Origin of the sequence: Streptomyces olivochromogenes (assembly GCF_021538895.1) — a bacterium.
Classification (GTDB): Bacteria; Actinomycetota; Actinomycetes; order Streptomycetales; family Streptomycetaceae; genus Streptomyces; species Streptomyces olivochromogenes_A.
Window position 1 is genome coordinate 92,421 of the sequence record NZ_JADDRL010000022.1, and the last position, 13,596, is coordinate 106,016.

9 protein-coding genes are annotated in these 13,596 nt (G+C 74.2%); 8 read left to right on the forward strand and 1 reads right to left on the reverse strand.

All coding sequences use genetic code 11. The features are described from left to right. The first annotated feature begins 3 nt into the window (after nucleotides 1-3). From IPZ69_RS14090 to IPZ69_RS14120, 7 genes are read left to right on the forward strand one after another with little or no spacing between them, the layout of a single operon-like run. Nucleotides 4-339, forward strand: coding sequence for a hypothetical protein (locus tag IPZ69_RS14090; protein ID WP_235454451.1), 336 nt, complete (start codon nucleotides 4-6; stop codon nucleotides 337-339). Then, on the forward strand, nucleotides 336-722 hold the full coding sequence (locus IPZ69_RS14095) for a GPW/gp25 family protein (protein ID WP_235454452.1): 387 nt from the start codon (nucleotides 336-338) through the stop codon (nucleotides 720-722). Before IPZ69_RS14090 ends, IPZ69_RS14095 begins: the two co-directional genes overlap by 4 nt. Further along, nucleotides 719-3,856 carry a putative baseplate assembly protein gene (locus IPZ69_RS14100; RefSeq protein ID WP_235454453.1) on the forward strand — a complete coding sequence of 1,046 codons (3,138 nt, stop codon included), beginning with the start codon at nucleotides 719-721 and terminating at the stop codon, nucleotides 3,854-3,856. Before IPZ69_RS14095 ends, IPZ69_RS14100 begins: the two co-directional genes overlap by 4 nt. Further along, on the forward strand, nucleotides 3,853-7,701 hold the full coding sequence (locus tag IPZ69_RS14105; RefSeq protein WP_235454454.1) for a putative baseplate assembly protein: 3,849 nt from the start codon (nucleotides 3,853-3,855) through the stop codon (nucleotides 7,699-7,701). The genes IPZ69_RS14100 and IPZ69_RS14105 overlap by 4 nt, the downstream gene beginning before the upstream one ends. Further along, the gene (locus IPZ69_RS14110; RefSeq protein ID WP_235454455.1) at nucleotides 7,701-9,878 is read left to right on the forward strand and encodes a hypothetical protein; all 2,178 of its coding nucleotides are present in this window, start codon (nucleotides 7,701-7,703) and stop codon (nucleotides 9,876-9,878) included. The genes IPZ69_RS14105 and IPZ69_RS14110 overlap by 1 nt, the downstream gene beginning before the upstream one ends. 53 nt (nucleotides 9,879-9,931) lie before the next feature. After that, nucleotides 9,932-11,482 (forward strand): DUF6519 domain-containing protein, encoded by a 1,551-nt coding sequence (locus IPZ69_RS14115; protein WP_235454456.1) that lies wholly within the window; start codon nucleotides 9,932-9,934, stop codon nucleotides 11,480-11,482. Continuing rightward, on the forward strand, nucleotides 11,482-12,381 hold the full coding sequence (locus IPZ69_RS14120; RefSeq protein WP_235454457.1) for a peptidoglycan-binding protein: 900 nt from the start codon (nucleotides 11,482-11,484) through the stop codon (nucleotides 12,379-12,381). Before IPZ69_RS14115 ends, IPZ69_RS14120 begins: the two co-directional genes overlap by 1 nt. 24 nt (nucleotides 12,382-12,405) lie before the next feature. On the opposite strand, the gene IPZ69_RS14125 is transcribed toward IPZ69_RS14120, so the two are convergent. Beyond that, the gene (locus IPZ69_RS14125; protein WP_235454458.1) at nucleotides 12,406-12,798 is read right to left on the reverse strand and encodes a DUF5997 family protein; all 393 of its coding nucleotides are present in this window, start codon (nucleotides 12,796-12,798) and stop codon (nucleotides 12,406-12,408) included. A 58-nt stretch (nucleotides 12,799-12,856) separates the two neighbouring features. Between IPZ69_RS14125 and IPZ69_RS14130 the strand changes: the two genes are divergently transcribed. Then, nucleotides 12,857-13,596: LysR substrate-binding domain-containing protein (locus IPZ69_RS14130; RefSeq protein WP_235454459.1), on the forward strand; the 740-nt coding region annotated here is incomplete at its 3' end.

The following is a 13,596-nucleotide window of genomic DNA, read 5'->3' on the forward strand; positions in this document are numbered from 1 at the left end:
AACTTGTCCGGAAGTCTGTTGGACGCGAGCGCCGTCATCGGCTGCCCGCACGGCGGCCGTGTCGCGCCGGCCACCACGCCCTCCGGCGGCCTGCGGATCGCGGGCGCCGCCGTCGCCACGGCCGAGCACACCTATGTCGTCACCGGCTGCCCGCACACCGTCGCCGGCGTGCCCTCGCCGTGCGTCTCGGTGCGCTGGACCGCCGCGCACACCGGCGTGACGGTCGACGGCGCGGCCGTGCTGCTCGACACCTCGGCCGCCCAGTGCGTCAGCGCGGCCCTCGTCCCACAGGGGCCACCCGTCGTCCAGGCCGCGCAGCGAAAGGTCACCGTCCGATGAGGCCGACGCGTCACCGCACCCGCACCGACATCGCGTTCCCCTTCCACCCCGACCGCCGGGGCCGCACCGCGCAGGCCCACCCCGCCGAGCACGTCCACGACCTGATCGAGCAACTGCTGTTCACCAGCCCGGGCGAGCGCGTGATGCGCCCCGACTTCGGCTGCGGACTGCTCGACCTGGTCTTCGCCCCGAGCAGCCCGGAACTGGTCAGCACCCTCGAACTCTCCGTCCAGGCCTCGCTCCAGCGCTGGCTCGGCGACCTCGTCGAGGTCGTGGCCCTCGACATCGAGAGCGGCGACGACGTCGTACGCGTGCATCTGTCGTACGTCGTGCGCGCCACCGGCACCGTCCGCGAGGACGTCTTCGAGGGGAGGGCGGCATGACCGTGGGAACCACCCGCCGGGCCAAGGTGCGGGCAGCACAGCTCAGCGGTGTCGACGCCGTCGAGGTGAGCGACGACGGGCTGCTGCTCACCGTCACCTTCCTCGGCAAGGCCCCGCACGGCCTGGGCCCCGAGAACGTCCGCATCGACGGCGGCCGGCGCATCACCGGCATCACCGCGGTCGACGTCAGCGTCGAACGCGAGGAGGACCCGGAACTCGACGACCGGCTCTACGTCACCCTCGACCGGGTCGGCGACACCTCCCGCTACCGGCTCTCGCTCGTCGAGACCGACCCCTACGGGCGGCCCGGCACCGAGCCGTTCCGCGGCTTCGACCAGCGCTACCACAGCGCGTCGTTCGCCTTCCGGCCCGACTGCCCCACGCCCTTCGACTGCGCGGACGGCGACGAGGAGACCCCGCTCTTCCCGCCTGCCCCGGTCATCGACTACACCGCCCGCGACTACGACACCATCCGCAAACTGCTCCTGGACCGGCTGGCGCTCACCACCCCCGACTGGGTCGAGCGCAACCCCGCCGACCTCGGTGTCACCCTGGTCGAACTCCTCGCCCACACCGGTGACCAGATCAGCTACCAGCAGGACGCGGTCGCCACCGAGGCCTACCTGGACACCGCGCGCCGCCGGGTCTCCGTACGGCGTCATGTGCGGCTCATCGACTACGCGATGCACGACGGCTGCAACGCCCGCGCGTACGTGACCGTCGGGACGGCCGGCGACCACACCCTGGCCCCGGGCACGTACCGCTTCGCCTCCGTCGACGTCCGCGTCCTCGACCCGCACGACCGGCCCGAGCCCGGCACCGTCATCGACGAGAACGACCTCGGCGACCTCGACGAGCGCGGCGCGGTGGAGGTCTTCGAACCGGTCGTCGCCGCCGAGCCGTTGCGGCTGCGGGTCGCGCACAACGCGATCCGGCTGTGGACCTGGGGCGGCGAGGTCAGCGCCCTGCCCCAGGGGGCCACGGCGGCCACCCTGCGCGACGAGTGGGTGGACCAGGAGACCTGCCGGGAACGCCGGCTGGACCTGTCGCCGGGCGACGTCCTGGTCCTGGAGGAGGTGAAGGGCCCGCGCACCGGCACCCCCGGCGACGCCGACCCCGCCCACCGGCAGGCCGTACGCCTGACCTCCGTCACCCCCGGCCTGGACCGGATCGAGGACCAGCCCGTCCTGGAGGTCACCTGGGCCGCCGAGGACGCCCTGCGCCTCCCGTTCTGCCTGACCACGCGCGGCGGACGCGACTGCCTGCCCGTCGAGGACGTCACCCTCGCCCGCGGCAACGCCGTCCTCGTCGACCACGGCCGCTCCGGGCCGCACGAGACGGTCACCGCGCCGCCGGTGCCGGCGGTCGTGGCCCCCTGCGATCCTCCCCCAGCCTCCGGCCGGGGGTACCCCCATCTCGCTCCGCTCGACTTCGGCTGCCACGACCGTACGGAGGGCAACGCGCCCGCTCGGCTCATCACGTCCCTCACGGACGTGGCGGAGCGCGGCGAGGCCCTGACCCCCGACGGCGTCCGCGAGTTGTTCGACGTCGTGGGGGAGCGGGCCACCGTACGCGCCGGAATCGGCCTGGAACGGGCCGGACAGCGGCACGAGCGTGTCGTGCCCGGTACGGCGTACGCGCAGGCCGCCGCGCTGCGGACCCTGCTGGCGCAGTCCGTGTACCCGGGCATCGCCCCCCGGTTCCGCCCGGTCCTCGGCCGCGCCCCGGTGACCCAGGCCGTGCCGTTCCCCGACCCCGCCACCGTCGCCGCCGGGCAGGCCGAGCGGATCGCCGCCGTCCCCGGCCGGGTCCGGCAGCGGCTCGTCGAGCTGTGGCGCAGCGCCCGTGACCGTGACGGACTCGGCGAGGAGGAGATCAACGAACTCGCCCTGATCTACAGCCTGAAGGTGCTGGAGCGGCTGGAGCTGCGCAGCCACCCGGTGCGCGCCCTGCGTGAACTCCTCCACCGCACCGAGGAGTTGCTCGACGCCAAGCTGCGCCGCGTCGACATCCTCACCGCACGGGCCCGTGCCGGAACCGTTCTCGACGGCCACATCGCCTGGGAGATCGCGAACAGTTGGGGACCCGTGTACGCGGCCGGACTGCACCCCGACGAGCCGGTCCTGCGCGGCTCGGCGACCGGCGCCCTCGTCCAGGACCCGCGCGGGGCGCTGCCCGCCGTACGCCTGCACGACGCGGACCTGGTCTGGGAACCGCGCCGCGACCTGTTCCACAGCGGCACCCGCGACCGGCACTTCGTCGGCGAACTGGAGGACGACGGCCGTCTCGCCCTGCGCTTCGGCGACGGACGCCACGGCGCGAAGCCGACGCCGGGGGCCCGCATGACCGTACGCCACCGGCTCGGCGGTGGCGCCACCGGCAACGTCGGCGCGGAGGCCATCAACCACCTGGTCGTCGAGCCGGGCTGTGCGACACCGGTCGCCACGGTCCGCAACCCGCTGCCCGCCACGGGCGGCACGGAACCCGAACCCATCGAGCAGGTACGCCAGTTGGCGCCGCTCGACCTGCGCCGCACCCGGCTGCGCGCGGTCACCGCCGAGGACTACGCGGCCCTCGCCTCCGCACTGCCCGGAGTCCAGCGGGCCGCCGCCGAGCTGCGCTGGACCGGCAGCGTCCAGGAGGCGCACATCGCCGTCGACGCCCTCGGCACCGGCGCCCCCACCGAGGAGCTGCTCGCCTCGGTGGCCCAGACGCTGGAGGCCTACCGGCGCATCGGCCACGACCTGGTGGTCGGCCCCGCCCGGCCGGTGCCGCTGGACATCGCGCTCGGCGTGTGTGCGGCGCCCGGACATCAGCACGGGCAGATCCTGGCCGAGTTGTACCGCGTCCTCGGCAGCGGACGGCTGCCTGGCGGACGGCTCGGCTTCTTCCACCCGGACGCGCTGACCTTCGGCGAACCGGTCCGGCTCAGCCGGCTGGTCGCCGTCGCGGCGGCCGTCCCCGGAGTGGAGAGCGTCCAGGTCACCCGGCTGCGCCGGCTGTACGAGGAGGACCGAGGAGAGAGGGAGGACGGCGTGCTGCGGCTCGGCCCGCTGGAGATCGCCACCTGCGACAACGACCCGGACCGGCCGGAGAACGGGCGGCTGGAGATTTCCCTGGGAGGTGCCCGATGACCCCGGCGTGCTCCTGCGGCGGCGCGTGCGGCGGCCACGACGAGCGCCTCGCGCCCGCCCCGCCGCACAACCCTCCTGGCCGCACCGCCCTCGACTACCGCGTCGGCGAGTACGGCTCCTTCCTCGCCGCGCTCCTCGACCGGCTCGCCTCGCCCGCGTACCCGGCCCTCGACGGGCTGACCGTGCGCACCCCCGACGACCCGGCGATCGGCCTGCTCGACGCCACCGCCGTCCTCGGGGACCTGCTCACCTTCCACTCCGAGCGCATCGCCGACGAGGCCTATCTGCGCACCGCCGACGAGCACCGCTCGCTGGTGCTGCTCGGCCGGCTCGTCGGACACCGGCCCCGGCCCGGTGTGGCCGCGACCACCCATCTCGCGTACACCCTCGAACGCGACCCGCGCGCCGAGGCCCTGCCCGTCCTCGTCCCGCGCGGGGCGCGCAGCCACAGCGTGCCCGCCTCCGCCGACGAGCAGTCGCTGACCTTCGAGACCGCCCGGGACCTCACCGCCCGCTGGGACTGGAACGAACTGAAGGTACGGCGCCGCCGCCCGTCCCTCATCACGCCCGAGGACCTCGACCGCCGTTCCGCGCTGTTCGTCGAGGGCACGGCGAACTCCCTGCAGACCGGCGACCAGTTGCTCTTCGTCTTCGGTGAACAGGCGGGCGGGGAGCGGAGGTTGCTGCCCGTCGCGGGCGTCCGGATCGACCGGGACGACGACATCACCGCGATCTCCCTGCCCAAGTCGGTCCCGCCCACGCTCAAGGAGCTGGTCGACGAGGTGCGGCGGTGGACCGCGGAGCCGGCGGCCCCGGGCGAGCCGGGCGACGAGCCCCCGACCCCCGAGGTGCCCAACCCGCGCCCGGTCAGCCGTCTGATCGAGGACTTCGACGACCAGGTCCTCGCCCCGCTGCGGGCCGACCTGGACGGCATCCGGACCCCGGAGCGCCTCGCGGCCCGCCTCGCCGAACCGGTGGCCCGCCTCACCGAGGCCGAGGTCCTGGCCGAGCCGTACGACGACGTGGCGGCCTGGTTCGAGCAGCTGGAGGCGGTGCTGGCGGAACTGGCCGAGCGGGCCCTGGAGTTGGCACCGACGCAACCCGCCGAGATCGGGCCGTCCGCCGGCTCCGCTCAGCCGGCCCAGGCCGCGCAGCTCACCGGGACCGCACGGTCCGCCCAGGCCGCCACCCCGGCGACCGCCCGGAGCGAAGCCCACGGCACCGGCCACCAGCCCCAGGAGACGGACCCCCACCGGGCCGCCCTCCAGGCCCTGAGCACCGTGCTCCCGGCCCTGCGCGGCTCCGCCCCCGCCGCGCGCACCGGCCACCGCGCCCAGCGCCCCGGCACCGACACCGCCCGCCTCCTCGGGGCGCTCGACCCGGGCCTGGGCGGCCTCTACCCGGCCTGGCGCACGGCCGCCGCCCCCGGCGCCCCGCGGCTCCTGCGCGACCTGCTCGCGATGCGGGTCACCGCGGCACCCTTCGGCGCCACGGCCCCGCTGAAGCCGGTCCAGGACGAGCGCGGCCGCGTCATCCGCACCGCCGACTGGCCGCTGACCGGCGCGGTACTGGCGAGCATGCGCGTGGTGTACGACCCGGCGGGCAAGGTCCCGGTCCGCGCCGAGTTCCAGTACGTCGAGGGCAGCAGCAGCGACCAGCGCGCCGAGAACCTCCCCGTCGCGCAGCAGATCACGTTCCCCCTGGGCCCGGGACAGGTCGACCTGTCGACCCGCGCCGCCCAGGACCGCGAGCTGAGCTGGCTCAACCGCCGCCCGGCCGCGGCCGAGGAACCCGGCGTCACCGCCCGCCTCCACTCCGGGCTGCCCGAACGCACCCTGTTCGTGTCCCGCCCGGACGACGACGGCCTGGTCCACATCGGCGTCCACAACGGCACGGCCCAGGAGATCTCCCTGCGGCCCGGCGGCAGCGAGCAGTTCACCCACGGCGACCACGAGGTGAGCCTGAAGTACACGGTGGGCAGCACCGAGCCCAACGTCGAGATCGTGATCGCCAGCAAGCCGGAGCCCGTCAACCGCAGCGTCCTCCAACTGGACACCGTGCACGAGGGCATCACCGTCGGCAGCTGGGTGGCGATCCGGCGCCCGGCCAAGGGCGCCCAGGGCGGGATCCCCGGGGACGCCCGTCTCGCCTTCGTCACCACGCAGGTGGTGGCCGCGCGCACGGCGGCGTACTCCAACTACGGCATCACCGGCCGCGGCACCGAACTCACCCTCGCCGACCCCTGGCTGGACGAGTTCGACGTCCTGCTCTCCCACATCCGCGACACCACCGTGTACGCGGCGGGGGAGCCGCTGCGCCCGGCCGACGAGCCGCTCGGTGAGGACGTGCACGGCAACGAGATCGAACTCGCCGAGCTGTACGACGGGTTGCGACCCGGCCGCACCCTCATCGTGAGGGGGGAACGCGCCGACATCCCCGGCACGGCCGGCGTCACCGGGACCGAGGTGGTCGTGATCGCCGCCGCCGACCCGGCCGTCGATCCCCGGCTCCCGGGCGACCACGTGCACACCCGCCTCACCCTCACCACCGACCTCGTCCACCGCTACCGGCGCGCGAGCGTCCGGATCCTCGGCAACGTCGTCGAGGCCACCCACGGCGAGAGCCGCGAGGAGGCCATCGGCAGCGGCGACTCCGGCCGCGTCAACCAGACCTTCGCGCTCTGGCAGTCCCCGCTGACCTGGCTCGCCGCCGACAACCCCCTGGGCGCCACACCCGTCCTGGAGATCCGCGTCGACGGCGTCCTGTGGCACGAGGTCGACAGCCTCGCCGGCCGCGCTCCGACCGAGCGCGTGTACATCACCGGCACCGCCTCCGACGGCCGCACCACCGTCACCTTCGGTGACGGCGTGCACGGCGCCCGGCTGTCCAGCGGCCACGAGAACGTCCGCGCCCGCTACCGCTTCGGCACCGGCCGGGCCGCGAACGTGCCCGCCGACCGGATCACCCAGCCCCTCACCCGCCCGCTCGGCGTCAGCGCGGTCACCAACCCGCGCCCGGCGACGGGCGGCGCGGACGCGGACGGGCCCGGCCTCACCCGCCGGACGATCCCGCTCGCCGTCTCCGCCCTGGACCGGCTGGTCTCCCCGGCCGACTACGAGGACTTCGCCCGCTCCCGCGCCGGCATCGGCCGGGCGGCGGCCCGCGAACTCTTCGACGGGCGACGGCGCGTGCTGCACGTGACGGTCGCCGGCACCGACGACGTGCCGCTGTCCGAGGACAACCTCCGGCCGCTGTGCGGCGCGCTGACCGAGTACGGCGACCCGAACCTGCCGGTCCGGGTGGACGCGCGGGAACTCGTCCTGCTGTTGATCGCCGCCAAGGTGAAACTCGCCCCGGACCACGCCTGGGAGTTCGTCGAACCCCGGCTGCGGCAGGCGCTGCTGCGCCGACTCGGGTACGAGGGCCGGGAGTTGGCGAAGCCCGCGCGGCTCTCCGAGGTCCTCGCCACCGCGCACTCCGTGCCGGGCGTGGACTACGTGGACGTCGACGTGTTCACCGGGGTGCCCGCCTCCGCCACCGCGGAGCAGCTCACCGCCCTGCTCGCCGACCCCGGCACCCCCCGGGCGTCCGTACCGGCGCACCCGGCGACGTACGAGGAGAAGACCCACACCGTGCGCGCCCAGGACGGCGAGACCCTGTCGTCCGTCTGCGCCCGGTACGGCGTCCCGCTCGCCGAACTCCTGCGCCTCAACCCCGACATCACCGACACCCGGCGCCTGAAGAAGGGCCGGACGGTGTTCGTCTTCCGCGGCATCCGCCCGGCCCGGCTCACCATGCTGTCGGCGCGGGCCGCGGACACCCTGATTCTGACGGAGGTCAAGTGATGGCCGCGCATTCGGCGGACGTCGAGTTGGAGACACCGGCCCCGGTGACACCCCGGGAGCCCGACGGGCTCGCCGAGCTGCTGCCCCGCTGGCACCTGCTGCGCGACGCCGAGGAGGGCGAGCCGCTGCGTGCCCTGCTCGCCGTGCTCGCCGAGCAGATCGACCGAGTCCGCGACGGCGTCCAGCAGGGCTACGAGGACCTGTTCGTGGAGACCGCGGCCCCCTGGGTGCTGCCGTACCTCGGCGACCTCGTCGGCTACCGCACCCTGCCGGGCTACGAGCGGGTCCTCACCACCGGCCTGCACGACGGCGGCCGGGACGCGCTCGCCGAGGCCGTCGCACCGCGCCGCGACGTGGCCGCGACCGTCGCCCACCGCCGCCGCAAGGGCACCCTCCACCTTCTGGAGGAGCTCGCCGAACAGGTCGCCGACTGGCCCGCCCGCGCCGTCGAACTGTCGCGCCTGGTGGCCCATACGCAGCCGGTGAAGCTGTACGGCACCGGCCGGCGCGGGGACCGCGGGCGCCTGCTCGATCTGCGGGACGGCTCCGCGCTCGCCCTCGCGGGCGGCCCGTTCGAGCGGACCGCCCGGACGGTCGACGTACGGCGGGCCGACTCGACGCGGAGGCCGGGCGGTTGGACGCCCGCCGGAGTGGGCCTGTTCGTGTGGCGGCTGAAGTCCTACTCGCTCACCTCGTCGCCGGCCTACTGCATCGACCGCGCCCGCAACCTCTACACCTTCTCCATCCTGGGCAACGACACCCCGCTGGTCACCAAGCCGGTCCCGGAGCCGTCGCCCGCGCACCTCGCCGCCGTCGACAACGTCCCGGCGTTCATCACCCGCCGGCTGCTGCACGACCGGCTCGCCGACTACTACGGCCCCGGCAAGAGCCTCGTCATCCGGCGCGACGGCGAGGACCGGCCCGTACCGCCGTCCGACATCGTGGTCGCCGACCTGTCGGACTGGCGCTACCGCCCCAAGCGCGGCCAGGTCGCCGTCGACCCGGAGCTCGGCCGGATCGCGTTCGGCTCCCGCTCGGCGCCCCGGCAGGGCGTGTGGGTGGACTACCACCACGCCTTCGGCGCCGACATGGGCGGCGGCGAGTACGAGCGACCCGACCGCGAGCCGCGGCCGGACGCCGACTTCTACCGGGTCGGCCCCGGACAGCCGTACCAGCGGATCATGGACGCGTACCGGGCCTGGCAGGACGAGGGGAGCCCGCAGCGCACCGGCATCATCGAGATCACGCACAGCGGCGCCTACCAGGAGCAGCTGGACTTCGACCTCGACCCCGGCGACCGCCTCGAACTCCGGGCGGCCGAGGGCACCCGGCCGGTGATCCGCCTGCTCGACTGGTACAGCAACCGCCCCGACGCGCTCAACATCCGCGCGGTGAACGACGACTGCGCCGCGCACGAGCGGCCGCGCGTGGTCCTCGACGGGCTGCTCGTCGCCGGGCGCGGCATCAACGTCACCGGCCCCATGGGCGCCGTCGTCGTCCGGCACAGCACGCTCGTGCCCGGCTGGTCGCTGGAACCCGAGTGCGCCCCGCACTCGCCGGACGAGCCCAGCATCGTCCTGGACCGCACCACCGCCTGCCTCCAGATCGAGCACAGCGTCCTCGGCACCGTCGAGGTCATCGGCGACGAGGTCTGCGAGGACCCCCTCGACATCCACCTGCGCGACAGCGTCCTGGACGCCACCGGCAGCGACCGCGAGGCCCTCTCCGCCCCCGACTGCCGCCACGCCCACGCCGTGCTCCACCTGCACCGCACCACCGTCATCGGCGAAGTGCGCACGCACGCGGTGCGGATCGCCGAGAACTCGATCTTCACCGGCAGGCTCCACGTGGCCCGGCGCGGCATCGGCTGCCTGCGCCACTCCTACGTCCCGCCCGGCTCGCGCACCCCGCGCAGGTTCCGCTGCCAGCCCGACCTGGTGGGCCCCGAACAGGCCGGACGAGTACGGCCGTTGTTCGCCTCCGAGCGCTACGGCACGCCCTGGTACGGGCAGTTGGCGGACCGGTGCGCCGAGGAGATCCGGCGCGGCGCGGACGACGGCGCCGAACTGGGCGCCTTCCACGACCTGTACCGGCCGCAGCGCGAGGACGGCCTGCGGGCCCGGCTCGCCGAGTACACGCCCGCCGGCGCGGACGCCGGGATCTTCTTCGTGACGTGAGCCGCACCTCCTACGCCCGACCTGAACTTTCCCGAACCAGGGGGACCCCTTCCATGCACGCTGATCTCTCCCGCTCCACGTTCCGTCCGGAGCGGCACTACTCCGCGGTCGTGGCCCAGCAGGGCCGCGTCCAGCTCGACGCGGACCTCAACGAGCAGGCCGCCATCGAGCTCCACCGGGCCCGTACCCTGACCGCCGACCTGATCGGGCAGCACGGCGGGCCGCGCGACGCCACCGGCTTCCGCATCCAGTACGTGGGCGGCAAGCACGACATCGACACCCTGTACATCAACGGCGGCCGCTACTACGTCGACGGCATCCTGTGCGACGCCGACCGCCCGGCGCCCGGCGTGCCCGTACCGGACGCGGACGGCGAGGAACAGCCGGCGCCGACGGCGCAGACGTACTGGGACTACTGGGACCAGCCCGACGGCTTCCGCGACCCGGAGAAGCCCGGCGACCGGCTGCCCTCGCCCGCCCAGTCGCCGTTCATGGTCTATCTGAAGGTGTGGGAACGGGCGGTCGGCGCGGCCGAGGACCCGGCCCTGCGCGAGGTCGCGCTCGGTGCCGCGCTGCCCGACACCGCCGTCCGCGCCAAGGTCGTCTGGCAGGTACTGCCGCTCTCGCTCAGCGAGTTGGAGATCGAGGAGGCCGAGCCGTCCAAGGAGGTGGTCCGCGCCGCCTTCACCCGCTGGGCGCAGCGCCAGTCCGCTCCCACGGCCCGGCTCGCCGCCCGCAGCGAGCGGCCCGAGCACGCCGACGAGGACCCGTGCCTGGTCCGGCCCGACGCCCGCTACCGCGGTCCGGAGAACCAGCTGTACCGGGTGGAGATCCACGCGGGCGGCGAGGCACGGGACGCCACCTTCAAGTGGTCCCGGGAGAACGGCTCCGTGGTCTTCCCGGTCGACGAACTCGACGGCACCTGGGTGCGGTTGGCGACGCTCGGGCTCGACGACAAGCTCGACCTGGACGTCGGCGACCACGTCGAGTTCACCGACACCGCGTACGCCTCCCGTCTCGAACCCCTGTCCCTGCTGCGGGTCGAGGAACTGGACCTGCCGGGCCGCCGGGTCCGCCTCTCCGCCGAGCCGGACCCCGGCGTCGGCCGGCTGCCCCACCTGCACCCGTTCCTGCGCCGCTGGGACCACCACGAGGGGACCCGGCACAAGGGGCGCACGGCAGCCCTGAAGGGCGGCGCGGTCCCCGTCACCGAGGGTCAGTGGCTGCCCCTGGAGGACGGCGTCGAGGTCTACTTCGCCCAGGGCGGCGGCTACCGCACCGGCGACCACTGGCTGATCCCCGCCCGCACCGCCACCGGCGGCGTCGAGTGGCCCACCGACCCGGCGCGCCGCCCCCTGCTCCGTGAACCCGCCGGGATCGCCCGGCACTTCGCGCCGCTGGCCCTCGTCAGGGGCGAGGGCAGTACCGTCGACCTGCGACTCGCCTTCGGACCGCTGGCCAGCAGCATTCCGGCCGCGGACGAGGCGACGCTCGCGGCCGAGACCCGGGCCGCCAACGAGGAGCGGGCCGCGGAGGCCGACCCCTCCGGCGGACGGTCGCAGACCACAGCGACGGCCGAGGCCGCCGTGGAAGGAGACGAGTGATGGCCCAGCCGATGAGCGCGTCCAAGCTGATCGAGCTCCTGCGCGCGGAGGGCGTGACCGTCCACGAGGTACGCAACTGGCGCCATCACAACCGCAACAGCAAGGGCCCCTGGGGCCCGGTGAACGGCGTCATGATCCACCACACCGTCACCTCCGGCACGGCCGCCTCCGTCGACATCTGCTACGACGGCTACTCCGGCCTGCCCGGACCCCTGTGCCACGGCGTGATCGACAAGAAGGGCCACGTCCACCTCGTCGGCAACGGCCGCGCCAACCACGCGGGCCTCGGCGACAGCGACGTGCTGCGCGCGGTCGTCAACGAGACCAGACTGCCGCACGACAACGAGGCCGACATCGACGGCAACCGGCACTTCTACGGCTTCGAGTGCATCAACCTCGGCGACGGCCGGGACCCCTGGCCCGAGGCGCAGAAGGAGGCCATCGAGAAGGTCTCCGCCGCGATCTGCCGCCACTACGGCTGGTCCGAGCGCTCCGTCATCGGGCACAAGGAGTGGCAGCCGGGCAAGCAGGACCCGCGCGGCTTCACCATGGACGGCATGCGCCGGCGGATAGCCGAACGGCTGGCCGGAAGGGGCGGCGGGACGGACCCTGGGGAGCCGACCGACCCGAAGCCCGCGCCCAGGCCCGCCCACGCGCCCTTCCCGGGCAGCGGCTTCTTCCACATCGGGCAGAAGTCACCGCTGATCACGGCGATGGGCCGGCGGCTGGTCGCCGAGGGCTGCGGACACTACGAGAGCGGACCGAGCCCCGAGTGGACGGAGGCCGACCGCAAGTCCTACGCCGCCTGGCAGCACAAGCTCGGCTTCAAGGGCAAGGACGCGGACGGCGTCCCCGGCAAGGTCAGCTGGGACCGGTTGAAGGTGCCGTCGAGCGGCTGAGCGGGCGGGGCGCCGGGAGGGAGGTCAGTCCCGCTCGGCGTCCTGCTCCTTGCGCAGGTTCTTGATCCGCGTCGCTTCCTTGCGGACCTCGGCCTGAGTGGCGCGCTCCTTCTCCAGCCACTCGGGCCGCTCATCCTTGAGCGCCTCGATCTGCTCGGTGGTGAGGGCCTCGGTGACGCCGCCGCGGGCCAGGCCCGCGATGGACACGCCGAGCTTGGCCGCCACCACCGGGCGGGGGTGCGGGCCGGTGCGGCGCAGCTCGCGCAGCCACTCGGGCGGATTGGCCTGGAGCTCGTTCAACTCGGCGCGCGAGACGACACCGTCCTGGAAGTCGGCGGGGGTGGCCGGGAGGTACACACCCAGCTTCTTCGCCGCCGTGGCGGGCTTCATCGTCTGGCCGGTCTGCTGCGAACTCATGAGGTCAAGGGTATCGGCCGAGTACGGGAGGTCCGACCACGGCCGGTAACCTGGCCTGGTGACAGGCTCGGAGGAAACACCGTCGTTCCGGCTCGCGTACGTCCCCGGCGCGACGCCCGCCAAGTGGGTACGGATCTGGAACGAGCGCCTGCCCGACATCCCGCTGATGCTCCTCCAGGTGCCCGCTCCCGAGGCGTCCGAGGTGCTGCGCAGCGGCGAGGCCGATGCAGGGCTCGTCCGGCTGCCGGTCGACCGTACGTACTTCAGCGCGATCCCGCTCTACACCGAGACGACGGTGGTCGTGGTCCCCAAGGACCACCTGATCACGGCCGCCGAGGAGGTGAGCCTCGCGGACCTCTCCGAGGAGGTTCTCTTCCACCCCCTCGACGACGTCTTCGACTGGGACGCCCCGCCGGGGGAACCCGCCTTCGAGCGCCCCGCGACGACCGCGGACGCCGTCGAGCTGGTCGCGGCGGGCGTGGGTCTCGTCGTCGTGCCCCAGTCCCTGGCCCGCCTGCACCACCGCCGGGACCTCACCTACCGCCCGGTCGTCGACGCCCCCCAGTCCGGTATCGCCCTGGCCTGGCCCGAGGAGGCCACCACCGACCTGGTCGAGGACTTCATCGGCATCGTGCGCGGCCGCACGGTCAACAGCACCCGAGGCCGCGCCCAGGCCGAGGCCCCGGCACAGGAGAAACGCAAGCGCCCCGAGAAGCCGACCGCCCGGCAGCAACCGGCAGCAGGCAGATCGACGGGCCGCAACCCCCGGGGCCGCTCCGGCGGCACACAGGGGTCCAA

Bases quoted from the DNA above. Each gene is read 5' to 3' on its own strand.
- IPZ69_RS14105 (WP_235454454.1), top strand. From the start codon at position 3,853: ATGACCCCGGCGTGCTCCTGCGGCGGCGCGTGCGGCGGCCACGACGAG.
- IPZ69_RS14115 (WP_235454456.1), top strand. From the start codon at position 9,932: ATGCACGCTGATCTCTCCCGCTCCACGTTCCGTCCGGAGCGGCACTAC.
- IPZ69_RS14095 (WP_235454452.1), top strand. From the start codon at position 336: ATGAGGCCGACGCGTCACCGCACCCGCACCGACATCGCGTTCCCCTTC.
- IPZ69_RS14100 (WP_235454453.1), top strand. From the start codon at position 719: ATGACCGTGGGAACCACCCGCCGGGCCAAGGTGCGGGCAGCACAGCTC.
- IPZ69_RS14125 (WP_235454458.1), bottom strand. From the start codon at position 12,798: ATGAGTTCGCAGCAGACCGGCCAGACGATGAAGCCCGCCACGGCGGCG.
- IPZ69_RS14120 (WP_235454457.1), top strand. From the start codon at position 11,482: ATGGCCCAGCCGATGAGCGCGTCCAAGCTGATCGAGCTCCTGCGCGCG.
- IPZ69_RS14110 (WP_235454455.1), top strand. From the start codon at position 7,701: ATGGCCGCGCATTCGGCGGACGTCGAGTTGGAGACACCGGCCCCGGTG.